This window comes from Micromonospora sp. DH13 (genome assembly GCF_020873825.1).
In the GTDB taxonomy this organism is placed as follows: domain Bacteria; phylum Actinomycetota; class Actinomycetes; order Mycobacteriales; family Micromonosporaceae; genus Micromonospora; species Micromonospora haikouensis.
The window spans coordinates 1-22,402 of the sequence record NZ_JAHWGR010000053.1 but is presented as its reverse complement, the minus strand read 5'-3'; the positions used below and the strand labels follow the sequence as shown (position 1 = coordinate 22,402).

Below are 22,402 nucleotides of genomic sequence, written 5' to 3'. Positions count from 1 at the left end.
CGGTCACGCGGGCAAGTGTGGCAGACGCTCTCCCCGGCTGCGGCCACCCTGCCGCCGCCCGGCGGGAAGCCGGACCACGGTGCCCGCGCCGTGCAGCGGCGGGGCGAGGGTGCCGGTGCGACCGCCGAAGCCGCGGTGCAGGGTGGACAGGAGCGTGCCGGCCGGCACCGGCCGGCCGAAGAGGTGGCCCTGCCCGGCGGTGCAGCCCAGCTCCCAGAGGGCGCGGCGCTGCGGTTCGCTCTCCACCCCCTCGGCGACGACGGTGAGCCCGAGGCTGCGGCCGAGGTCGAGGGTGGACCGGATGACGGCGGCGGCCTCGGCCGATCCCTCCATGGCCGACACGAAGCTGCGGTCGATCTTGAGCTCGTGGACGGGGATGCGGGAGAGCAGGGACAGTGACGAGTAGCCGGTGCCGAAGTCGTCCAGGGCCAGCCGGACGCCCTCGTCGCGCAGCCGGCTGAGCACCCGGTCGACCACGTCGAGCTGGCTGAGGGTCAGCGTCTCGGTCAGCTCCAGGACCAGCCGGTCCGGCGGCAGGTCGTGGGCGCGCAGCCGGGCCAGCACGGAGCCGGGGAAGCGGGCGTCGAGCAGGCTGCGCGGCGACACGTTGACCGCCACGGGCAGGTCGAAGCCGGCGTCGCGCCAACTGTTGGCGGCGATGAGCGCCTGGTCGAGGATCGCCTCGGCGAACGCGGGGAGCAGGCCGGAGCGCTCGACGGCCTCCAGGAAGCGCAGCGGGTCGATGATGCCGTGCACCGGGTGGTGCCAGCGGGCCAGCGCCTCCGCGCTGGTCACCTCGCCGGTGCCGAGGTCGACGATGGGCTGGAAGTTGACGGTGAACTCCTGGTCGGCGACCGCCCGGGGCAGCTCACCGCCGAGGGTGAGCCGGCCGAGGTCGGCGGTGTCCCGGGTCGGCGCGTAGGTGGCGATCCGCTGGCCGGCGCGCTTCGCCTGGTACATCGCGACGTCGGCGCGGCGCAGCAGCTCCGGCATTCCGCCGCTGGCCGGCGCGATCGCGATGCCGCCGCTGGCCTCCACGCTGATCCGCATGCCGTCGACGTCGAGGGGCTCGTGCAGCGCGGCGAGCAGGGCCTCGGTGCGGTGCGCGGCCACCGCCGGGGCGGGCAGGCCGCGCAGGAGCACGGCGAACTCGTCGCCGCCGAGGCGGGACACCAGGTCGCCGCCCTGGGCGGCGCCGCGCAGCCGGTCGGCGACCTGCAGGAGCACCTGGTCGCCGGCGGCGTGGCCGAGGGTGTCGTTGACCTCCTTGAAGTGGTTGAGGTCGATCAGCACGAGTGCGGTCACCCCGTCGGCGTGCCGGGCGTTGAGCTGTTCGCTGCCCTGGTCCAGCAGGTGCCGCCGGTTGGCCAGGCCGGTGAGGGTGTCGTGGGTCGCCGCGTACGCGTGCTCGTCGGCGACGCGGGCCAGCTCGGCGTACGCCTGGGCGTTGCGGACGGCGGTGCACAGCGCCGAGGTGAAGGTGCGCAGGGTGTACTGCTCGCGTTCGGAGAACTGGACGGGGCCGTGGAACCGCAGGCGGAGCGTGCCGACGTCGACGGTGCGGTCGTGCCCTTCCAGGCGGGCGGAGATCACCGACCCGTGGGCCGTGCCGCCGGGGCCGGTCGGCCCGTCGTAGGTGAGGGTGCCGGCGGAGCCGCGGACCGTCCGGCCCGTCCCGCGCAGGAAGATCTCCACCTCGTCGGCGGAGAACAGCTCGGCGGCCTGGGTGACGGCGGTGGTGAGGACCTTGTCGAGGTCGACGACGTTGAGCGCGTCGGTGGTGCGGGCCAGGCGCTGCCACGCCTGCTGCTCGGTGCGGGTGCGGACCCGGTTGCTGTAGAGCAGGTGCAGGCTCAGCACCAGGGGCGGGACGGCGAGCAGGAGGCGGCTGTCGGCCCGGAGGATGAAGACGGTGCCGATGATCACCAGGAGCCGGGCGGCGGCGGTGGCGGCCCGCAGGCCCCAGTCCTCCCGGAACAGGTCCCGCAGCCGCTCGCCGGTCGCCATCGCGATGACCGGGAGGGTGACCAGCTCGTCGAGGACCACGGCCGCCAGGTAGGCGACGGAGAGCGGCAGGACGAGATGGACGATCAGGTCGTCACCGGTGCGCCAGCCGGCGGCGTGCAGGGTCGCCCCCGCGACGGCGGCGACCAGCGTGTTCTTGCCGATGCCGAACAACGTCTTGAGCGTGGTCTTCCGGTCCAGCCAGGTGGTGATCGCGATGCCGAGGGCGGTGGCGAGGACCACCATGGGGGTTGAGGCGACGGCCAGGCCGATGAGGATGGCGGTCTCGGTCCAGGCGATGTCGTGGTTGGTGGCTCTGATCCGGACCCGGACCTTCACCGTGACCCCGATGGCGACCAGCGAGACGAGCGCCGCCCAGAGTGCCAGGTTGCCGGGGTCGCTCCCGGCCAGGAGCTGGTCGGTGGAGACGACGAGGGCGGCGGACGCACAAACGACGACGAGACCGACTAGCGACTGGAGTCGCCGATCGGTCTCGGTCCGTCGATTCGTCGGAGCGGCCACCCATCGTCCTCGCGTTGTCACCGATGGCTATGCGTTCCTCAGGGTACTGGCCTTTATCCGCTCCGAGAAGTGCTCTCAACTCCACTCGTGCGACTTCATCACAGCCCCCAGCCTTTCTGCCGTTCCTGTCTGACGGAGGAAAGCTTAAGGCCGGTCCCGTCCAATTCTGTACTGATAAATGTCGGTATGCGCAATATAAGCCAACCCGGGGATGATTTGTCACGGTGTGTTTACGGAACCTGTGCGGAGCGCTCTACAGGGAATTGCGTCGCGCTTGTCGTTTCTGTGTCGCGCGGCTACGTGGTCGGCAAAGAGTACGGCTCGTCCCCGTACCCAGTCTGGCGAGGTCCGCCTCTCGGCTCATCCGCGCTTCGGGTGTTTCTTTCCCGCTCGCCCCGGAAGTGGCGGTGTCTCCCGTCGCAGCGTGACGCACCGGGACGGACCGACTCCCGGCAGTCGCGCCGAATGCCCCCGGCGGGGAAACGCCGTCTCGTCGATGCAATTCCTTTGTCCGCCCGGACGCCCGTCCACGGGACCGCCCCGCGCCGGGGAAGGTGGGAACCGGGGCCGGGCGTACCGGAGGATAGGCTCGCGACCGTGACGGATCCCGCCCAGCTCACCCATGTCGACGCGGCGGGCGCGGCCCGCATGGTCGACGTCTCCGCCAAGGCGGTCTCCGGCCGGCTCGCGGTGGCCGCCGGCCGGCTGCGGACCACCGCCGAGGTGGTCGACCTGCTGCGCCGCGACGGGCTGCCCAAGGGCGACGCGCTCGCCGTCGGTCGGCTCGCCGGCATCATGGGGGCCAAGCGGACCCCGGACCTTATCCCGCTCTGCCACCCGATCGCGCTGCACGGCGTGACGGTCGACCTGGCGCTGACCGACGACACCGTCGAGATCACCGCCACGGCGCGGACCGCCGACCGCACGGGCGTGGAGATGGAGGCGCTGACCGCCGTGGCGGTCGCCGGCCTCGCCCTGGTCGACATGGTCAAGGCGGTCGACCCGGCGGCGTCGGTCGACGCGGTGCGGGTGCTCCGCAAGGAGGGCGGCAAGACGGGCCTGTGGCAGCGGCCGGCGGACCGGCCGTGATCCGCGCCCGGGTGGTGGTCGCCTCCAACCGCGCCTCGGCCGGGGTCTACGCCGACACCAGCGGCCCGCTGCTCGTCGCCGGCCTGCGCGAGCTGGGCTGCCAGGTCGACGACCCGGTGGTGGTGCCCGACGGCGAGCCGGTCGGCGCGGCGCTGCGGGCCGCCCTGGCCGACGGGGTCGACGTGGTGCTGACCAGCGGCGGCACCGGCATCACCCCGACCGACCGCACCCCCGACGTGACCCGCGCGCTGCTCGACCACGAGATCCCCGGCATCGCCGAGGCGATCCGGGCGCACAGCCGGGACCGGGTGCCGACGGCGGCGCTGTCCCGGGGCGTCGCCGGGGTCGTCGGCCGGATGCTGGTCGTCAACCTGCCCGGCTCCACCGGCGGTGCCCGCGACGGGCTCGCCGTCCTCGGCCCGATCCTCACCCACGCCGTCGACCAGCTCCGCGGCGGCGACCACTGAGCGACCGGCACCCGGGACGGCCCGCCACTGGCCGGGTGGGTCCCGCCGGCCGACGATAGGCTCGGCCGGTGAGCACGGAAACCGCGTCCGCCGCGGAACAGGTCGCCGTACCGCCGCCGGCCGGCTGGGAGGAGGCCCGCTCCCGGGTGTACGCCGTCGGCCTCGCCGCCGCGCTGCCCGCCGTCGGCCGGCCGCTCGCCGACACCGACGGGCACACCCTCGCCGAGCCGCTGACCACCCGCACCGACCTGCCCGCCTTCCCCACCTCCAGCGTGGACGGCTGGGCGGTGCGCGGGGACGGTCCGTGGCGGGTCGTCGGCCGGGTGCTGGCCGGTGGCAGCCCGGCCCCGTTGACCGACGACGGGACCACCGTCGAGATCGCCACCGGCGCGATGGTGCCCGAGGGGGTCACCGCGATCCTGCGGGTCGAGGAGTCCACCCGCACCGCCGACGGCCGGGTCGCCGGCACCCCCCGGCCGAGCCCCGAGTGGCGCGAGCCCGGCGAGGAGGCACGCGCCGGTGAGGAGCTGCTCCCGGCGGGCACCCCGGTCGACCCGGCGGTGATCGGACTGGCCGCCTCCTGCGGCCACGACACGCTGCGGGTGCGCCGGTCGCCCCGCGCCGCGCTGCTGGTCTTCGGCGACGAGCTGTTGACGTCGGGGCCGCCGGCCGCCGGCCGGGTGCGGGACGCCCTCGGGCCGGCCGTGCCGGCGTGGCTGCGCCGGTACGGCTGCCAGGTGCGCCCGGCCGACGTCGTCGGCCCGGTGGCCGACACGCTGCCGGCGCACGTGGCGGCCCTGCGCGCGGCGCTGGCCACCGCCGACCTGGTCTGCACCACCGGCGGCACGATGCACGGCCCGGTCGACCACCTGCACCCCACCCTGGAGGCGCTCGGCGCGGACTACGTGGTCAACACGGTCGCGGTCCGCCCCGGCTTCCCCATGCTGCTGGCCCGGCTGGTCGACCCGGACGGCCGGGTCCGCTTCGTCGCCGGCCTGCCCGGCAACCCGCAGTCCGCGATCGTCGCGCTCGTCTCGCTGGTCGCGCCGCTGCTGGCGGGCCTGCAGGGCCGGCCGATGCCGGTGCTGCCGCACGCCACGCTGGCCGAGGCCGTGCCAGGGCGGGGCGACTACACCCACCTGGCCCTGGTCCGGCTGGACCGGGTCGCCGGCACCGCCCACCCGGTCCGGCACGTCGGGTCGGCCATGCTGCGCGGGCTGGCCGGCGCGGACGGCTTCGCGGTCATCCGCCCCGGCAGCACCGGCGAGCCGGGCGCGCGGGTGCCGGTCGTGCCGCTGCCGCTGCTGCCCGGGGAGCGGTCGTGTCCGTGAGAAGGGTGCACCCGGTGACGATCGAGGAGCCGACCGTCTTCGGCACGGTCACCACCGAGCCGCTGGACCTGGCGGCGCACGAGGCGGCGGTCGCCGACCGGCGGGCCGGGGCGGTGGTGTCGTTCCAGGGCGTGGTCCGCGACCACGACCACGGTCGCGCGGTGCTCAGCCTGGAGTACGAGGGGCACCCGAGCGCCGCCGCCGTGCTCCGGGAGGTCGCCGCCGAGATCGCCGCCGACCCCGACGTCTACGCGGTCGCCGTGTCGCACCGCGTCGGCCCGCTCGTCATCGGCGACGCGGCCCTGGTGGCGGCGGTGAGCACCGCGCACCGGGCGGCCGCGTTCGCCGCCTGCGCCCGGCTCGTCGACGAGGTCAAGGCGCGGCTGCCGATCTGGAAGCGGCAGGTGTTCGCCGACGGCACCGAGGAGTGGGTCAACTGCCCCTGACGGCGCTCGCGGCGCGGCCGAACCGGTCGGCGTAGAAGGCCGGCTCGGCGCCCGGCCGCCACGGCAGCGCGGCGACCAGCACGATCAGCGCCACGGCCAGCGAGTTCTCCATCAGCGCGCCGAACAGGCCGTCCTGGTAGTGCGACACCTCGGGGAGCTGGTGCTCGTACGGCCAGATGGGCGAGATCAGGAACAGCAGGTAGAGCCCCACCGCCGCCACGCCGTGCCGCAGGCCGGTCAGCGTCGGATACCAGATCGGCGGGCGCAGCCCGTTGACCCCGGGCAGCCCGCCGTAGGACGACGCCTGGCCGGGCCGCTGCGCCACGCCCCGGCTCGCCTCGCGGCGGCGCAGCGCGGCGTCGGCCAGGACGATGACCGCCGGGATGACCCAGACCAGGTGGTGCGACCAGGAGATCGGGCTGACCACGTTCGCGGTGAGCCCGACCAGGGTGAACGCGGTCAGCTCGTCGCCGTCGGCGCGCGCGCTGACGGCCCGGGACAGCCCGAGCGCGAGCACCAGCACCGAGAACGACAGCCAGAGCAGCCCCGGGGTCTCGATCGAGTCGTAGAGCCGGGCCAGCAGGCCGGCGAGGGACTGGTTCGGGGTCATGTCGGCCGCGCCGACCCGCTCGGTCTGCCAGAGCACGCCGCCGAAGTAGGCCCGCGACTCGGTGCCGACCAGCGCGAAGCCGGCGAGGGTCACCCCGATCGTGGTGCCGACCGCCGTGGCCGCCGCCCGCCACTGCCGGGTGATCACGAGGTACACGACGAAGAGCGCCGGGGTCAGCTTGACGGCGGTGGCCAGGCCGATGCCGACCCCGGCCCACGCCCCGCTGAACACGAACCGCCGCAGCGGCCCGGCCGCGTCGTCGAACCGGGTGCCCCGCCGGGCCCGCCAGCGCAGCCCGATCAGGTCGGCCATGATCAGGGCGAACAGCAGCAGGTTGACCTGCCCGTAGCCGAGGGTCTCGCGCCCCGGCTCGATGGCGATCGCCATCGGCGTCGCGATGCCCACCGTGTACCACAACGGCCAGCCCAGCCGGTCGACGATCGGCCGCAGCAGGCCGGCCAGGACGAGGGCCAGCGCGCCGATGCTGGCCACGGCGTTCAGCCAACCGGCGACGTTGACGGGCACCAGCGCCATGGGCAGCATCACCAGCGCGCCGAACGGGGGGTAGGTGAAGCCGAGCGTGGTGGAGGGGGCGATGAACTCGTACAGCTCGTTGCCGTTCGCCCACCACACCACCGCGCCGTGGTAGATCTTCATGTCGAAGAAGTTGTACGGCCGCCCGAAGGCGCCGATCGCGAGCCACGCCGCGTACGCGACGGTGGCGATCACACCGGCGCGCACCGCCGTCCTGCGGTCCACCCCACGGGTCGCGCGACGGACCGGAGCGAGGCGGTCCATCCGTCGTCCGACGGTCGCCGGCACGTCGTGGCCACCCCCATACCAAGGTCGTCCTGCCCGTCCAGGTCCAGCACGGAGCCTAGAACGGCGCCTCACGTTGATGCCTCCCGCGTTATGCGACCGTGTCCGATCCCACACTGGTTTTTTACATTTCCACCGCGTTAACGCCTACCGGGCGGTTCAGGTAATTCGTGGCGTTGGCGGGGGCGGGCCAACGGAGAGGAGGGTCGCGCCGCAGGTCAGCCCGGCAGTCGACGGGCGGTGGCGGCCGAGCGTACGGCGATCCGGGCCTCGCGGCGGGCCGTCCGGACGGCCCGGGCCACCGACCGTCGCGAGTGGCCGAACCGGTGACCGGCGCGCCACCGCAGGCCCGGCTTGCCCTCGGTGTCGGCGGCGGCCAGCAGCAGCCCGCCGAAGAGCCCGAGATTCTTCAGGAAGTGGACCTGGTTCTGCATGCGTTCGGCCGGGTCGGTGCTGTTCCAGAAGGGATGGCCGGCGGCCGTCGTCGGGATCAGCGTGCCAGCGAGCAGCAGCGCGGCCGGGCGGGTGAACTTCCCGGTGGCCAGCATCAGCCCGCCGACGAGCTGGGTGGCAGCGTTGGCGCGGATCAACGTCTCGGTGTCGGTGGGGATGCGCGGGAAGACCTGCTGGAGCAGCGGGGTCACCCGGTCGGTGACCGGCTTCGCCGCCGGCACCAGCCGCCCCGGATGCTGAAAGTTGCGGGCGCCGCTGACCACGAAGATGCCGCTCAACATGACGCGGGCGAGGGAACGCACGGGTGTCATGGGTCAGTCATACCCCGTCGCGGGCACCGCTACCCCTGCAACGGCCCGATCCGATCGGTGAACGTGGACGTCGCCGCCGGGCCCGTGGCCCGCGGGTCGGCGCGTCGATCGAGGCCCGTCGCGCAGGGGAACGCCACGCCGATGCGAGCCCGTCGCGGCGGGCAGCGCCACGCCGATCGGGGCGACCGTCGGTGGTGGAACCGGCCCGGCGGGTAACCTCGCCCGGGTGACGACTCTGCGGCTGCGGCCCGAGGGCCCGGCGGACACCGGCCCCGTCCGGCGGGTGCTGACCGCCGCGTTCGCCCGCCCGGACGTGTCGACCCCACCCGAGGTGGGGCTGGTCGAGGACCTGCGCGGCACCGACGCCTGGATCCCCGAGCTGGCCATGGTCGCCGAGTACGGCGGCGAGGTGGTCGGCTATGCCCTGCTCACCCGGGTCCACGTCCGCGACGACGGCGGGAGCGCCCCGGCGCTGGCCCTCGGCCCGGTGGCGGTCGCCCCCCACCGGCAGCGGGTCGGGCACGGCACGGCCGTCGTGCAGGCCGCCCTGGACGCCGCCACCGAGCTCGGCGAGCGACTCGTGGTGGTGCTCGGTGACCCGGGCTACTACCGGCGGTTCGGCTTCACCCGCGCCGACCGGATGGGGCTGACCAGCCCGTGGTCCGGCCTGGGCGAGCCGTGGCAGGCGCTGGTCCTGCCCGCCAGCACCAGCGGGGACGGCCCCGTGCCCCGGGGCGAGGTGCTGTTCCCGCCGCCCTGGTCGAAGGTCTGACCACCCGGCGCGTGCTCAGGCCGGCTGGGTGCGCAGGTAGCGGCCGAAGTGCGGGACGGTGAACGCGACCGTGCCGCGTTCCCCGGAGTAGATCAGCCCCTTCTTGATCAGCGCGTCCCGTGCCGGGGAGAGGCTCGCCGGCTTGCGCCCGAGCGCGCGGGCGATCTCGGCGGTCGGCACGGCCGCGTCCATGTCGTCCCGGCCGCCCGTGTCCCCCTCCACCAGGGACAGGGTGGCCATGGCGCGCATGTACTCGCGCTCGGCCGGCGTGGCCCGCTCGAACCGGGAGCCGAAGAAGCCCACCGCCAGCTCGGCCTCCGCCTCGGGGGCGGCCACCCGCACGTCCGCGTCGGTGATCGGGGACCGCGGCGCGTGGTCCCAGGTGGCCTTGCCGTACGCCTGGACGAAGTACGGGTAGCCGCCCGACTTCTCGTAGAGCAGGTCGAGGGCCTTCGGCTCGTACTCGACCTCCTCACGCTCGGCCGGCGCGCAGAGCGCCTGGTCGGCGGCGATCCGGTCGAGCCGGTCGATGCGCTGGTAGCGGAACAGCCGCTCCGAGTACGACTTGGCGGCGCTGAGCACGGCCGGCAGGTGCGGCAGGCCCGCGCCCACCACGATCAGCGGCGCGCCGAGCTGCGACAGCTCGTGGCAGGCGGCGCAGAGCGCCGAGACGTCCTCGGGGCCGAGATCCTGCATCTCGTCGATGAAGACGGCGATGCCGGTGCCGACGTCGGCGGCCACCGCCGCGGCGTCGCTGAGCAGCTCCACCAGGTCGATCTCGATGTCGCCCGAGTCGGCCCGGCCGGTCGCGGCCGGCACGTCGATGCCCGGCTGCCACCGGTCGCGCAGCTTCGGTGCCGTGCCCGCCCGGCCGGTCGGCGCGGACCGCTGGGCGAACGCCTTGAGCACCCCGAGGAACGCGTCGATCCGGTCCGGGGCGCGGTGCCGGGGGGCCAGCTCCCGCACCGCCATGTGCAGCGCGGCGGCGACCGGACGGCGCAGCGACTGGTCGGGTCGCGCCTCGATCTTGCCGGTGCCCCAGAGGCGGGTGATCGCCTGCGAGCGCAGGGTGTTGAGCAGGACGGTCTTCCCCACGCCGCGCAGGCCCGTGAGCATCAGGCTGCGTTCGGGGCGGCCCCGCGCGATGCGCTCCAGCACGACGTCGAAGACGTCCAGCTCCCGCCCCCGCCCCGCGAGCTCGGGCGGGCGCTGGCCGGCGCCCGGGGCGTACGGGTTGCGGACCGGATCCACGAATTGCACAGTATCGGGCCGTCTAGCTGCGGGGCTAGACATCCGTAGAGGACCCTACCGGCGTGTCGTCGGCCGTCGAGGCAAAACTAGGGCTGTCTAGCGTCCACGCTAGACAGCCCTAGTTTCGGGTAGCGGGCCCGCTCTCAGCGGGTGCGCTTCTTCAGGCAGAGCACGTAGTCGAGGGCGTTGACCGGATTGTCGCTGACGAAGTTGGCGGTCGCGTCCGGCGACGCCGTCTTGCACCGGTCGCCGTCCGTGGTGCCCGGGATGCGCAGCAGGACCTCGTACGTGTCCGGTCCGCACGGGACCTTCCGCAGGTCGGCGTTGGCGTCCGTGCCCTCGTTGACCACGCAGTCGCCCCTGGCGAAGTCCCCGTCGTCGTCCTCGGTCGGGCTCGGCTCGGCCGTGGTCGGTGCGGCCGTCGGAACGTCGCTCGGCTCGCCCGTCGGCACCGTCGGCGCGGTCACCGTCGGCGCGGCGGAGCCGCCGTCGTCGTCGGCCGCCTGCCAGATCCCCCACCCGGCCAGGGCGAGGCAGGGGCAGAGCAGCAGCACGACCACCAGGGCGATGATCAGGGCGATCCGGCCGCCCCGGCGCGGCGCGGGCGGGGCGACGGGCGGTGGCCCGTACCCCGGGGGCGGGGGCGGGCCCCACGGCCCGGCCGGCCCCGGCTGGTTGACCGGCGGGAAGGGGCCAGGGGGCGGGTACCCACCCGGCTGGCCGCCGGGCGGGAACGGGCCGGGCGGCGGATACCCCGACTGCTCCGGCGGGTAGCCCGGCTGGCCCGGCGGATACCCCGGCTGGCCCGGCGGGTACCCCGGCTGGTCACCGGCGGGTGCCGGCCCCCACTGCGGCGGGGCCGGGTCGACCGGAGGGCCGGCGGGCGGCCTGGCGTACGGGTCGTCGGGTGCGCCGGAGCCGGGTGGTCCGAAGGATGACATCTCTCCCCCAGGGGTGTGGCGGACGGAGGGCGTGGCACCGGATGAGCGGCGTCAGCGCGGCTTCGGCGCGGATCAGCGGAGCTTCAGGCAGAGCACGAAGTCCAGGGTGTCCAGCTGGCTGTCGAAGAAGTACCAGTTGGTGTAGCCGGTCACCTTGGCGCACTTCGCCTCGGCGTCCTTCTCCCCGCTGGTCTGCCCGTCGAACCGGCGCAGCACCTCGTACGTCTTCGGGCCGCACGGGCTGATCAGCAGCTTGGGCTTGCCGCCCGCCGGCCCCTCGTTGCGGACGCACTGCCCCACCTTCACGAACCGGGGATCCGCCGACGACTCGGGTGCCGGGGCGGTGGGCGCGGTCGTCGGCGCCGCCGGGGTGTCCTCCGCCGTCGGAGCGACGCTGGGCGCGGCGGGGCCCGCTGCGGGCGGCGGATCGTCGTCCTGCCGCAGCAGATACCACACGGCCGCGCCGCCGACGAGCGCGAGCACGACCAGGGTGGCCAGCACGGCGGTCAGCGGACCGCGTCCGCGCTTGCGGTCCGCCGGCGGCCCCGCCTCCCCGGGGTACGGCGGCAGGGGCCGCCCGGGATACGAGGGCGCACCCCCGGCGGGGTAGGGCGGAACCGGCTCCCCCGGGTACGGCGGCGCTCCGCCCGTCCTCGGGTACGGCGCGGGGGCCTGCCGGTCGTCGGCGTACCGGTCCCCGGGGTGCGCCGGGCCGACCCCGGCCGGCCGGTAGACGTCGGGGTGCCCCGGATCGTGGGGACCCGGCCCGCCCCACGGGCCGGGCTGCGGTTCCCGGGCACCGGCCGCGGACCGGCCGGGGTCACCCGGCCACGGTGCCCGGTCAGCCGGGTGGGGCCCGGGCTGCGGGGGACCGTACCGCCCGGCGGGACCCGGCTCGGGCGGCTGCCCGGCGTACGTCGGATACGGGCCCGGCTCGGGCCGGTAGCCCGGATACGGGCCAGGCTCGGGCCGATGGCCGGATCGCGGACCCGGCTCGGGTGGATAGCCGGGGTGCGGGCCCGGCTCGGGCCGGTGGCCGCCCTGCGGGTAGGGGGCCGGCCCGGGCCGGTAGCCGCCCTGCGCCGGGTAACCCGGCTCCGGCGCGCCCGGGCGGCGGGATGGATCCGCCGGATCCGGATCCCTCCAGGCGTCGTCCGCCCACGGCTCGGCCGGCGTGCCGTACCCGTCGTCGGGCCGGCGCCCGGGCCACGCCCCGGCGGGACCCTCACCCGGTGGTCCGTAGTTCGACATGCACACCCTCCTACCCCGAGCGGTGAGGCCGGCCACCAACCAGGGACGCCGACGCCGTGGTCACCGTAGCGTGGCGAACCGATGACATCACCACCCCGGCGGGTTACGCCACCCCTACCGAACGTGCCGGAGCCGACCGGCGCAGCCGCCGCGCCGTCGGCCCGACCGGCGCTGATCTGGGCGGCGCTGGCCGTCGTCTACGTCCTCTGGGGCTCCACCTACCTGGCCATCCGGGTCGCGGTGGAGTCGCTGCCGGCCCTCGCGTCGGCCGGCCTCCGGTTCGGCGCGGCCGCCGCCGTGCTCGCCCTCTTCCTCCGGGTACGCCGCGGCGCCGGCGCCCTGCGCGTCGACCGGCGGCAGCTCGGCTCCGCCGCACTCGTCGGCGTGCTCCTGCTGGCCGGCGGCAACGGCCTCGTGGTGCTCGCCGAGTCGGGGCCGCCCGGGACGGCGGTGCCCTCCGGCATCGCGGCGCTGCTCGTCGCCACGGTTCCGCTGCTGGTCGTCCTGCTCCGCACGCTCGGCGGCGACCGGCCCCGGGTGTGGACCTTCGCCGGGGTGACGCTGGGCTTCCTCGGCCTGGTCCTGCTCGTGCTGCCGACCGGCGGGTCGGTCGGGTCCTACCTGGCCGGGCGGCTGCGGATGCCCACGGATCCGTTCGTCGCCACCGTCTACGAGATGGTCGCCGGTGCCGTGGCGCTGACCGTGCTCGCCGCCGCCCGGGGCGAACTGCGGGACCTCGACCTCGGGCAGGTCACCGGCCGGTCCTGGCTGGCCCTCGCGTACCTGATGGTCGCCGGCTCGCTGGTCGCCTTCACCGCGTACGTCTGGCTGCTGCACCACGCGCCGATCTCGCTGGTGTCCACCTACGCGTACGTGAACCCGGTCGTCGCGGTCGCGCTCGGCGCGCTGCTGGTCGCGGAGCCGATCACCGCCCAGGTGCTGCTCGGCGGCGCGGTGATCGTCGCCGGGGTCGCGCTGGTGGTCAGCATGGAACGCCCCGGACGGCGCACCGGGACGGCGACCCGACCCGCCCGGCGGTAGCGTCCGGCCGGTGCCCACCACCGGCGTGCTCGTTCTCGCCCTGACCAGCCGGCCGACCGTCGGAGTCCTCGCTCTCGCCCTGACCGGAGCGGTCACCGGGGCGTTCGTGCCGTGGCTGGCGGGGCGCTTCACCGGCGTACCCCGGCCCGGTCCTGCCCGGGTCGGTGCTGGTCGACCCGCTGCGGGCCGGCGCGGGGCGGCCCGGGGGAGGGCGGTGGCCTGGGCGGCGGTGGCCGCCGTGGTGTTCGGCGGGCTGGCCGTCACGCCCGGCGTCGGCCCGGCGCTGCCGGCGTTCCTCGCGGTGGCGGCGGTCGGTCTGGTGCTCGCGGCGGTCGACCTGGCCTGCCTGCGGCTGCCGGACCCGCTGGTCGGCCTGGCGGCGCTCGGCGCGGCGGCCGGGCTGGTCGCGGCGGCGGCGGTCGACGGCCGGCCCGGCCGGCTGCTCGCGCCGCTGGCCGGGGCGGGGCTGTCGTTCCTCGGGTACGCGCTGCTCGCCCTCCTGCCCGGCTCGCGGCTCGGCTTCGGCGACGTGAAGCTGGCCGCCGTGCTGGGGCTGCCGCTCGGCTGGCTGGGCTGGCCGGCGCTGCTGACCGGGCTGGTCCTGCCGCACGTGCTGCACGGGCTGGCCGTGCTCGGCCTGCTGGCCGCCCGCCGGGCCCACCGGGACACCCTGCTGCCGCTCGGGCCGGCCCTGCTCGCCGGCGCCTGGCTGGCGGCCCTCACCGCCTGAGCCGCCCCGCCCCGCCCCCGTGCCGTGAGAAGGGGACCCTTCTCTACCTCAGGCGTTAATAAGGGGCCCTTCCTTTCACAGCAGGCGGAGTTGGCGGTCCTTCGGGCGGCGGGGCTCCGCCTCGCCCAGGCGCTCGAACAGCCCCGGGTCGATCACGTCGAGGAACGGCGTCGGCCGGCAGTCCCGCTCCGCCCCGTGCCGCGTACGTCGGGCCGCGTGGCTGACGTAGAGCCGGTCCTGGGCGCGGGTGAGGCCGACGAAGAACAGCCGCCGTTCCTCGGCGATCGCGTCCTCGTCGGGCGTCGAGCCGGGCCAGCGCAGCGGGAGCAGCCCGTCCTCGCAGCCGACGAGGAACACGACGGGGAACTCCAGCCCCTTCGCGGCGTGCAGGGTGAGCAGGGTGACCGCCTCGGCGCGCGGGTCGAGGGCGTCGACCTCCGCGCCGGTGGCGAGCTGGGACAGGAACAGCTCCAGGTCGTCGCCGCAGCGGCGGGCCAGCGGGGTGAGCAGGTCGACGGCGGCGCGGACCTCCTCGGGGCGTACCACGCCGGAGCCGTCGAGGGTGGGCGCGGCGAACCGGTCGGCGACCGCCTGCGCGGCGAGCCGCACCCGGGCGGGCAGGCCGCCGGAGCCGTCGGCGTGCCGCAGCTCCCGGGCGATCGCGGCCACCCCGGGCCGGTCGCGCAGCCGGTCGTGCGAGCGCTTCTGCACGGGCACGTTGGCGCGGGCCAGGGCGTCCACGATGGGGGCGGCCTGCGCGTCGGTGCGGTACAGCACGGCGATGTCGGAGAAGGACAGCGAGGTGGACCGGCCGTCGATGCGCCCCGAGTCCAGGGACCGGTGGGACAGGCCGCCGACGAGGTCGTCGACGGTGCGTACGACGAAGTCGGCCTCGTCGGCGACGGACGCAGCGGCGTACCGGCCGACCAGCGGGGCCTCGGGGTCGAGCCGGGCCGGGTCGAGCCGGCGGCCCCGGACCAGCGACGACGGCGCGATGGCCTGCACGGCGGCGGCGAGGATCGGCGCGGACGAGCGGTAGTTGCGGTTGAGCCGCACCAGCCGGGCGTCGGTGAAATCCTGCGAGAAGCGCAGGAAGTAGCCGACGTCCGCGCCGCGGAACGAGTAGATCGCCTGGTCCGGGTCGCCGATCGCGCACAGGTTGCCGTCGGCGGGGCTGAGCAGCCGCAGCAGCTCGTACTGGACGGCGTCGACGTCCTGGTACTCGTCCACGAAGATCCACTGCCAGCGGTCCCGGTAGCGCTGCACCAGCTTCCGGTCCGCGCGCAGCAGCTCCACCGGCAGCGTGAGCAGGTCGTCGAGGTCGACCAGGTCCCGCTTGCGCAGCAGCGCGGTGTACGCCGCCTGGTCCTCCCCCGCCTCCGTCTTGGCCGCCGTCCGCTCGGCGTCGTCGGCGATGCGGAAGTCGGCCGGCAGCCCGGCCGTGCCCGCGTTCTCCCGCAGGATCGTGAGGCCCAGCGAGTGGAACGTGCCGACGGTGATGTCCTCGGCGACGGGCCCGAGCAGCCCGTCGAGGCGGTGCCGCAGCTCCTCGGCGGCCCGCCGGGTGAAGGTGATCGCGAGGCAGCGCTCCGGGAACACGTTCAGCTCGGCGCACAGGTAGGCGATCCGGTGGGTCAGCGTGCGGGTCTTGCCGGTGCCCGGGCCGGCGACGATCAGCAGCGGGCCGCCCGGCGCGGACGCGGCCACCCGCTGCATCGCGTCCAGCCGGTCCAGCAGCCCCGTGCCGACCTCCTCCATGCCGGCGAGCATCGGCTCGAACGGCTCGTGCGGGGAGGGCTGCGGCGGGATCGGCGGCGGCGGGGCCGGCGGGGCGGGCTTCCGCTTCGGCTCGGCCTTCGCGGCGGCCGGGCGCTTCGCCTTCGCCGCCGGCTCCGCGGCCGGTCGCTGCGCCGGCACGGGTACGTCGAACAGCGTCTCCGCCTGCGCCCCCGTCCCCTTCCCGCCCAGCTCCGCCGGGTCGAAGAGGGTGATCACCCCGTATTCGCCGTCGTAGCCGGGCACCCGGCGCACGTCGCCCCGGCGCAGCCGGCCGATGCCCTCGGCGAGCAGTTCCCCGCCGACCCGGCCGATCTCGTCGAGCGGGGCGCGGGTCAGGATCTCCAGCTCCGGGCCGAGCGCGGCGACGAGGTCGTTGAGCTTCCCCTCGACCTTCTTGGACTTCGGGCCCACGTGGTTCAGCTCGCCGAGGATCTCCGCCAGCGGCACCAGGTGGGTGACGTCCCGGGCGTGGGCCGGCCGGTGCCCCTCGGGCCGGTCGGCCAGCTCCTCGACGCGGCTGAGCACCCCGACGGTGAGCGGCTTGCCGCACTCGGGGCAGCGGCCGCCGGCCGCCCGGGTCCGCTCCGGCGACCAGTTGACGCCGCAGAGCCGGTGCCCGTCGGCGTGGTACTTGCCCTCCTCGGGGAAGAACTCGATGGTGCCGGCGAGCCCGTCGCCGGTGCGCAGCGCCTCGCGGATCGCGAAGTAGTCGCGGCCCGTGGCGAAGACCGTCGCCTCGCGGGCCAGGGCGGGCGGCGAGTGGGCGTCCGAGTTGGACACGAGCTGGTAGCGGTCGAGGCTGCCGACCCGCCAGTTCATCTCCGGGTCCGACGACAGCCCGGTCTCCACCGCGAAGATGTGCCCGGCCAGGTCGGCGTAGCAGTCGGCGATCGCGTCGAAGCCGGACTTCGAGCCCAGCGCCGAGAACCACGGCGTCCAGATGTGCGCCGGCACGAGGTAGCCGTCCGGGCTGGCCTCCAGGGTGATCTCCAGCAGGTCCCGGCTGTCGAGGCCGAGGATGGGCCGCCCGTCGGAGGCGATGTTGCCGATCCGGCCGAGGGTGGTGTTGAACCGCTCCACCGCGTCGAGGTCGGGCAGGTAGACCAGGTGGTGCACCTTACGGGTGCGGTCGTCCCGCTTGTAGATCGTGGAGATCTCCACGCTGAGCATGAACCGGACCGGGTCCGCCTCCGCCTCGCTGGCCAGCCGGGGCGGCAGCCGGCGGGCGACGTCCCGCTCCGTCTCGGGGGAGAGGCGGTACAGGCCCGGCTCGGCCGGGTGCAGCGTCTGGCGCAGGTGGTCGTACCAGGCGGGGTGGGTGAAGTCGCCGGTTCCGAGCACCCCGATGCCCTTGCGCCGGGCCCACCAGGCGAGGTTCGGCGTGGTCAGGTCGCGGCTGCACGCGCGCGAGTACTTCGAGTGGATGTGCAGGTCCGCGACGAACGGCGAGGGGCCGGCCGGGGGTACGGCGCTGAACGGGAGCACGCCGCATCCTGTCACGCCCGCCCCGACGCCCGCCCGCCGCCACGCGTACGCGTGACCTGAGCAATCCTTGTCTGGACACCGGGGCGAGGGCGCGCTAAGCCCTTCAGGGGGTGCGCAGCTCCACAAGGGTGATCTGCGGGTTCGCCCCCACCCGCACCGGCGGCCCCCAGAAGCCGGCGCCGTTGGTGACGTACACCTTCGTGCCGTCGACCTCGCCGAGGCCGGACACGACCGGCTGCTGGAGCCGGACGGCCAGGTTGAACGGCACCATCTGGCCGCCGTGGGTGTGCCCGGACAGCTGCAGGTCCACGCCGAACTTCGCGGCCTCGACGGCCGCCACCGGCTGGTGGGCCAGCAGCACCACCGGGCGGCTCGGGTCCCGGCCGCCGAGCGCGGCGGCGAAGTCGGCGGGGGCGGCCAGCCCGGTCCCGGCGGCGGTGACGTCGTTCACCCCGGCGAGGTCGAGCACCCCGGCCGGGGTGCGGATCTCCTGGCGGACGTTCTGGAGCACCCGCAGGCCGATCCGGTCCACCTCCCGCACCCACTCCTCCACGCCGGAGTAGTACTCGTGGTTGCCGGTGACGAAGAAGCTGCCGTAGCGGGAGCGCAGGTCGCCCAGCGGGGCCGCCGCCTCGCCCAGTTCGGCGACCGACCCGTCGACCAGGTCACCCACGACCGCGACGAGGTCGGCGTCCAGCCGGTTGATCATCGCGACGATGCGCTCGGTGTGCGCCCGGCCGCGCAGCGGGCCGAGGTGGATGTCGGAGACGGTGGCGATCCGCAGCCCGTCCATGCCGCGCGGGAGCTTCGCCAGCGGGATCTGCACCCGGTCCAGCCGGGGCGGGCCGAGGGCGTTGCGCACCCCGTACCCGACGGTGCCCGCGGCCGTGAGGCCCGCGAAGATCGCCGCGCTGCGGGCCAGCAGCAGCCGGCGGGACGGGTCGTGGTCGGGCTGGTCGACGGCCTCGGCGGCCGGCGGCTCGGCGGCACCGGACGCCCCGACGAGCACCGGCTCGGGCGCGGCGGCGGCCGGCTCGGCAGCGACCGCCCGGCGGCGCAGCATCCGCCGGGCGACCAGCATCGGCACCTCCAGCACGGCCAGCGCGACCAGCAGGTAGAACATCAGGGCCAGCCACACGTACCCGGGCCAGGCCAGCCAGTACAGGCCGTTCTGGGTGCCGGCCATCGTGGCGGGCACGAGCAGCGTGAGCAGCGCCGCCGCGATCACGCCGGCCCGGCGCAGCCGCCGGGACGTGGTGGTGTCCGCGACCAGGCGCTTCCACAGGTAGAGGTGGATGAGGCCGATCACGACCAGCACGAAGCCCACCAGAGCCACAACCGCCAACACCGAGCCTCCTCAGCCGCCCGCGAACGGCGGCAGCACGTCGATCGTCGCCCCTGCCGGCAGCGGTGTCCGGCGATCGTGACAGGTCACGCCGTCGACCAGGAAACTCGCCACCCTCAGCACGGCGGCGAGGCGCTCGCCGTGCCGTCGTGTCAGTTCGTCCGTGAGTTCGTCCAGGCTGCGGCCGGCGGATGCGGTCTCCTCGGCCGTGCCGGCGGCGGCCCGCGCACCGGCGAAGTAACGGATGGTGAGCTGGTCGGGCACGTCGTGGCGCACCGGTCACCCGCCGATCGCGGACATCGGCCGGGCCGGCTGGAGGAACGTCGGGTCGTCGATGCCGTGCCCGGCCCGCTTGCCCCACATCGCCGCCCGCCACCGCCGGGCCAGCTCGTCGTCGTCCGCCCCGGCCCGCAGCGCGCCGCGCAGGTCGGACTCCTCGGTGGCGAAGAGGCACGCCCGGACCTGCCCGTCGGCGGTGAGCCGGGTGCGGTCGCAGTCGCCGCAGAACGGCCGGGTGACGCTGCCGATCACCCCGACCCGGGCGGGACCGCCGTCGACCAGCCAGGTCTCGGCGGGGGCCGCGCCCCGCTCGGCCGGGTCGGGGGTCAGGTCGAAGCCGGTACGGGGCAGGCCGGCCCCGGTGTGCGGGTCGGCTGCCGTGGGCGGGCCGGCTTCGGGGCGGAGGCCGGCCTCGGTGTCCGGGCCGGCTTCGGGGCGGAGGCCGGCCCCGGTGTCCGGGCCGGCTCCGGCGCGGAGGGTGGCGAGGATCTCGTCGGCGGTGACCATCGCGGCCCGGTCCCAGCCGTGCTGGGCGTCCAACGGCATCTGCTCGATGAACCGCAGCTCGTAGCCGTGGGCCAGGGCGAAGCGGAGCAGCGCGGGGGCCTCGTCGTCGTTGACGCCCCGCATCAGCACACTGTTGATCTTGACCGGGGTGAGCCCGGCGGCGGCGGCCCCGGCCAGCCCGGCGAGGACGTCCGCGAGCCGGTCGCGCCGGGTCAGCCGGGCGAACCGAGCGGCGTCGAGGGTGTCCAGCGACACGTTCACCCGGTCCAGGCCGGCGGCCCGCAGCGCCGGGGCCAGCCGGTCGAGACCGAGCCCGTTCGTGGTCAGCGAGATCCGGGGCCGGGGCTCCAGCGCGGCCACCGCCGCGACGATGCCGACCACCCCGGGACGGATCAGCGGCTCCCCGCCGGTGAACCGCACCTCGGTCACCCCGAGCCGCTCCACCGCCACCCGCACCAGCCGGACGATCTCGTCGTCGCTCAGCAGCTGCGGCCCCGCCAGCCAGGGCAGCCCCTCGGCCGGCATGCAGTAGGTGCAGCGCAGGTTGCACTTGTCGGTCAGCGAGACGCGCAGGTCCCGGGCGACGCGGCCGTACCGGTCGACGAGGACGCCGTCGGTCCCTCGCGCGGCGGTCACCGTTCGACGGTAGCGCGCCCCGCCCCGCGCAGGGTGTCCCGGGCGGCGGCACCGACCGCATCGCGGTACGCCGCGCCGAACAGGGCGGTGTGCACCAGCAGCAGGTGCAACTGGTGCAGCGGCACCCGCTCGCGCCACCCGTCGGCCAGCGGCCACGCCTCCCGGTAGGCCGCCATGATCCGCTCGTGGTGCGGCGGGCCGCCGAAGAGCGCCAACTGGGCCAGGTCGGTCTCCCGGTGGCCGCCGTGCGCGGCCGGGTCGACCAGCCACGCCCGCCCGTCGGCCCCCCAGAGCACGTTGCCCGGCCACAGGTCGCCGTGCACCCGGGCCGGCGGCTCGTCGCCGCCCAACTCGCCGACCCGCTCGACGACCTGCTCGACCAGGGCGGTCTCGGCGGCGGTGAGCGCGCCGGAGTCGACCGACATCCGCAGGTACGGCAGCAGCCGCCGACGGGCGAACCACGCCGGCCAGGGGCCGTCGTCGGGCGTGTTGTCCTGGGGGAGCGCGCCGACGAAGCCGGCCCACTCCGCGCCGAACGCGGGGGCCCCGGCGCGGTGCAGCGCCGCCAGCTCGCGGCCGAACCGCTCGGCCGCCTCCGGCGTCGGCCCGCCGGGCTCCACCCAGTCGAGCGCCAGCAGCTCCGGCAGCGCCACCACCACCTCCGGTACGGCCACCGCGCCGGCCTCCCGCAGCCAGCGCAGCCCCGCCGCCTCGGCCGCGAAGAAGCCCTCCGGCACCGGCCGCCCCGCCCGCTCCGCGGGCCACGTCTTCGCGAAGACCGAGTGCCCGTCGTCCAGGGTCAACCGGGACGCCGCGCAGACGTCCCCGCCAGCCACCGGGGTCTCCCGGATCCGCTGGTGGGTGAGGAACGTCGGGAGGTGCTCCGGATGCGCCCGCAGGTACGCCAGGTCCATGTGCGCAAGGTAGCCGCTGCCCCGCCCCGCCGTGCCGCCTGCCTCTCCTCCGCGCCGTCGAGACACCGCTGGCACACCGCGCTGAACTGCTCGAATACTGTGAGTAGTGTGGACAACTCGGCGTGTCGTCCACAGGCCCCCCGGAGGGCATCCCGCCCGGCCCACGCTGCCTGCATGACCCGCACCGATCCCGCCCGGCTCACCGTCCGCTCCCCCGCCGACCTCATCGCCGCCGTGCCCTACCTGCTCGGCTTCCACCCCGCCGACAGCGTGGTGGTGGTCGCCCTGCAGGGCCGGCGGATCGTCTTCGCCGCCCGGGCCGACCTGCCCGGCCCCGGCGACGACCCGCTGGACCCGGCCGTCCACCTGGCCGGCGTGATCGCCCGGCAGGGGGCCGAGTCCGCCACCGTGCTCGGCTACGGCGACGCCTCGGGGGTCACCCCCGCCGTCGACGCCGTACGCGACTCGCTGACCGCGGCAGGGCTGGCCGTGCTCGACGCGCTGCGGGTCACCGGCGGCCGATACTGGTCGTACCTGTGCGACGATCCGGCCTGCTGCCCGCCCGACGGCACCCCGTACGACACCGGCACCAGCGAGGTCAGCGCGGCGGCCGTCTTCGCCGGCCAGGTGGCGCTGCCCGACCGGGCGGCCCTGACCGCGCAGGTGGCCCCCTTCGGCGGTCCGGCACGGGTGGCGATGCGCCACGCGGTCGACCGCGCCGAACGCAAGCTGGACGCCCTGATCACCGCAGCCGGCGAGGCCGACCTGCTCGGCGGCCGGGCGCTGCGCCGGGCCGGCGTCGACGCCGTCCGTGGTGCCCTGCGGGGGAGCCGTCGGGGCGAGCGGCTCACCGACGACGAGGTGGCCTGGCTGACCCTGCTGCTGACCCACCTGCCCGTCCGGGACCACGCCTGGGAACGCACCGACGGGCGGGACCGGGACATCGCCCTCTGGACGGACGTCCTGCGCCGCGCCGAGCAGGACCTGATCGCCGCCCCGGGCTCCCTGCTCGCCTTCGCCTGCTGGCGGGCGGGGCAGGGGGCACTGGCGGCGGTGGCGTTGGAACGGGTGCTGGAGGCGCATCCGAACTACTCGCTCGGCCTGCTCCTCGACGACCTGCTGCGTCGCGGGGTGCCGCCGTCGCAGCTCGACGGCTGGCCGGCGAACCGTCCCCCGGGGGTGCTCCGTCGCCGTCGACGTCGCCGTGATCCCTGATTCGTCAGGCGGATGCTGGTCGGTTCGCTCGTCGTGTCGTCTGGCCTGCTCCGTGTGCTTGTCGCCTGGTGTGGGTGGGGGTTCGCCGGGGCCCGCCCGCTCCGGGCGGACGCTCCTATGCCGCGTCAAGTGGTGGGGGTGGGGTTTCGAGGCGTCGGTAGAGGTCTCGGGCGATGTAGCGTTTGAGGCAGCGTTTGATCTCTC

General features: G+C 75.4%; 18 protein-coding genes and 2 pseudogenes. 8 read left to right on the top strand and 12 right to left on the bottom strand.

Going from position 1 to position 22,402, the window contains the following annotated elements:
- Positions 1–3: 3 nt before the first annotated feature.
- Entirely contained in the window at positions 4–2,526 is a 2,523-nt protein-coding gene (locus LPA42_RS31375) for a bifunctional diguanylate cyclase/phosphodiesterase (protein ID WP_077935327.1), read from the bottom strand.
- 597 nt (positions 2,527–3,123) lie between these two features.
- Between LPA42_RS31375 and moaC the strand changes: the two genes are divergently transcribed.
- The 4 genes from moaC to LPA42_RS31355 all read left to right on the top strand — a co-directional run bounded on the left by moaC (position 3,124) and on the right by LPA42_RS31355 (position 5,859).
- A complete protein-coding gene (gene moaC, locus LPA42_RS31370; protein WP_043960949.1) occupies positions 3,124–3,615 on the top strand; it encodes a cyclic pyranopterin monophosphate synthase MoaC in 492 nt (163 codons plus the stop codon).
- On the top strand, positions 3,612–4,082 hold the full coding sequence (locus tag LPA42_RS31365; protein WP_043963628.1) for a molybdenum cofactor biosynthesis protein B: 471 nt from the start codon (positions 3,612–3,614) through the stop codon (positions 4,080–4,082). The genes moaC and LPA42_RS31365 overlap by 4 nt, the downstream gene beginning before the upstream one ends.
- A gap of 68 nt (positions 4,083–4,150) precedes the next feature.
- Complete coding sequence (locus LPA42_RS31360; RefSeq protein WP_077935326.1) at positions 4,151–5,413, top strand: molybdopterin molybdotransferase MoeA; 1,263 nt, start codon at positions 4,151–4,153, stop codon at positions 5,411–5,413.
- Between the two features lie 20 nt (positions 5,414–5,433).
- Positions 5,434–5,859 carry a molybdenum cofactor biosynthesis protein MoaE gene (locus LPA42_RS31355; protein WP_091276250.1) on the top strand — a complete coding sequence of 142 codons (426 nt, stop codon included), beginning with the start codon at positions 5,434–5,436 and terminating at the stop codon, positions 5,857–5,859.
- On the opposite strand, the gene LPA42_RS31350 is transcribed toward LPA42_RS31355, so the two are convergent.
- Positions 5,846–7,291: a glycosyltransferase 87 family protein gene (locus LPA42_RS31350; protein ID WP_077935325.1), complete on the bottom strand. Its 1,446-nt coding sequence runs from the start codon at positions 7,289–7,291 to the stop codon at positions 5,846–5,848. The two genes, LPA42_RS31355 and LPA42_RS31350, sit on opposite strands and share 14 nt — an antisense overlap.
- Before the next feature lie 215 nt (positions 7,292–7,506).
- A complete protein-coding gene (locus LPA42_RS31345) occupies positions 7,507–8,052 on the bottom strand; it encodes a DoxX family protein (protein ID WP_077935324.1) in 546 nt (181 codons plus the stop codon).
- Positions 8,053–8,278: 226 nt separating this feature from the next.
- Here LPA42_RS31345 and LPA42_RS31340 point away from each other — a divergent pair, with 226 nt between their 5' ends.
- On the top strand, positions 8,279–8,824 hold the full coding sequence (locus tag LPA42_RS31340; protein WP_043960943.1) for a GNAT family N-acetyltransferase: 546 nt from the start codon (positions 8,279–8,281) through the stop codon (positions 8,822–8,824).
- 15 nt (positions 8,825–8,839) lie between these two features.
- On the opposite strand, the gene LPA42_RS31335 is transcribed toward LPA42_RS31340, so the two are convergent.
- From LPA42_RS31335 to LPA42_RS31325, 3 genes are all read right to left on the bottom strand, one after another.
- On the bottom strand, positions 8,840–10,075 hold the full coding sequence (locus LPA42_RS31335) for an ATP-binding protein (protein ID WP_077935329.1): 1,236 nt from the start codon (positions 10,073–10,075) through the stop codon (positions 8,840–8,842).
- A gap of 143 nt (positions 10,076–10,218) precedes the next feature.
- On the bottom strand, positions 10,219–10,650 hold the full coding sequence (locus tag LPA42_RS34640) for a hypothetical protein (protein WP_077935328.1): 432 nt from the start codon (positions 10,648–10,650) through the stop codon (positions 10,219–10,221).
- Positions 10,651–11,088: 438 nt separating this feature from the next.
- Positions 11,089–11,586: a hypothetical protein gene (locus LPA42_RS31325; RefSeq protein ID WP_077935323.1), complete on the bottom strand. Its 498-nt coding sequence runs from the start codon at positions 11,584–11,586 to the stop codon at positions 11,089–11,091.
- An 804-nt stretch (positions 11,587–12,390) separates the two neighbouring features.
- Here LPA42_RS31325 and LPA42_RS31320 point away from each other — a divergent pair.
- Together LPA42_RS31320 and LPA42_RS31315 are read left to right on the top strand one after the other, a co-directional pair.
- On the top strand, positions 12,391–13,308 hold the full coding sequence (locus LPA42_RS31320; RefSeq protein ID WP_228987069.1) for an EamA family transporter: 918 nt from the start codon (positions 12,391–12,393) through the stop codon (positions 13,306–13,308).
- A 10-nt stretch (positions 13,309–13,318) separates the two neighbouring features.
- A complete protein-coding gene (locus tag LPA42_RS31315; protein WP_228987068.1) occupies positions 13,319–14,038 on the top strand; it encodes a prepilin peptidase in 720 nt (239 codons plus the stop codon).
- Positions 14,039–14,113: 75 nt separating this feature from the next.
- On the opposite strand, the gene LPA42_RS31310 is transcribed toward LPA42_RS31315, so the two are convergent.
- The 6 genes and pseudogenes from LPA42_RS31310 to LPA42_RS31290 all read right to left on the bottom strand — a co-directional run bounded on the left by LPA42_RS31310 (position 14,114) and on the right by LPA42_RS31290 (position 20,983).
- The gene (locus LPA42_RS31310) at positions 14,114–17,302 is read right to left on the bottom strand and encodes a UvrD-helicase domain-containing protein (RefSeq protein ID WP_228987067.1); all 3,189 of its coding nucleotides are present in this window, start codon (positions 17,300–17,302) and stop codon (positions 14,114–14,116) included.
- A 103-nt stretch (positions 17,303–17,405) separates the two neighbouring features.
- Positions 17,406–18,650 (bottom strand): metallophosphoesterase, encoded by a 1,245-nt coding sequence (locus tag LPA42_RS31305; protein WP_077935320.1) that lies wholly within the window; start codon positions 18,648–18,650, stop codon positions 17,406–17,408.
- Between the two features lie 9 nt (positions 18,651–18,659).
- Positions 18,660–18,923: a MoaD/ThiS family protein gene (locus LPA42_RS31300; RefSeq protein WP_077935319.1), complete on the bottom strand. Its 264-nt coding sequence runs from the start codon at positions 18,921–18,923 to the stop codon at positions 18,660–18,662.
- Positions 18,924–18,926: 3 nt separating this feature from the next.
- Positions 18,927–19,271 (bottom strand): annotated as a pseudogene (locus LPA42_RS34635) (GTP 3',8-cyclase MoaA); the annotation flags it as partial.
- Positions 19,272–19,394: 123 nt separating this feature from the next.
- A pseudogene (locus tag LPA42_RS34630) lies at positions 19,395–20,069 on the bottom strand (radical SAM protein); the annotation flags it as partial.
- On the bottom strand, positions 20,066–20,983 hold the full coding sequence (locus LPA42_RS31290) for a fructosamine kinase family protein (protein WP_077935318.1): 918 nt from the start codon (positions 20,981–20,983) through the stop codon (positions 20,066–20,068). The pseudogene LPA42_RS34630 and the gene LPA42_RS31290, both read right to left, overlap by 4 nt.
- 174 nt (positions 20,984–21,157) lie before the next feature.
- On the opposite strand from LPA42_RS31290, the gene LPA42_RS31285 reads away from it, so the two are divergent.
- Complete coding sequence (locus LPA42_RS31285) at positions 21,158–22,198, top strand: DUF4192 domain-containing protein (protein WP_077935317.1); 1,041 nt, start codon at positions 21,158–21,160, stop codon at positions 22,196–22,198.
- The last annotated feature ends 204 nt before the right edge of the window (positions 22,199–22,402 follow it).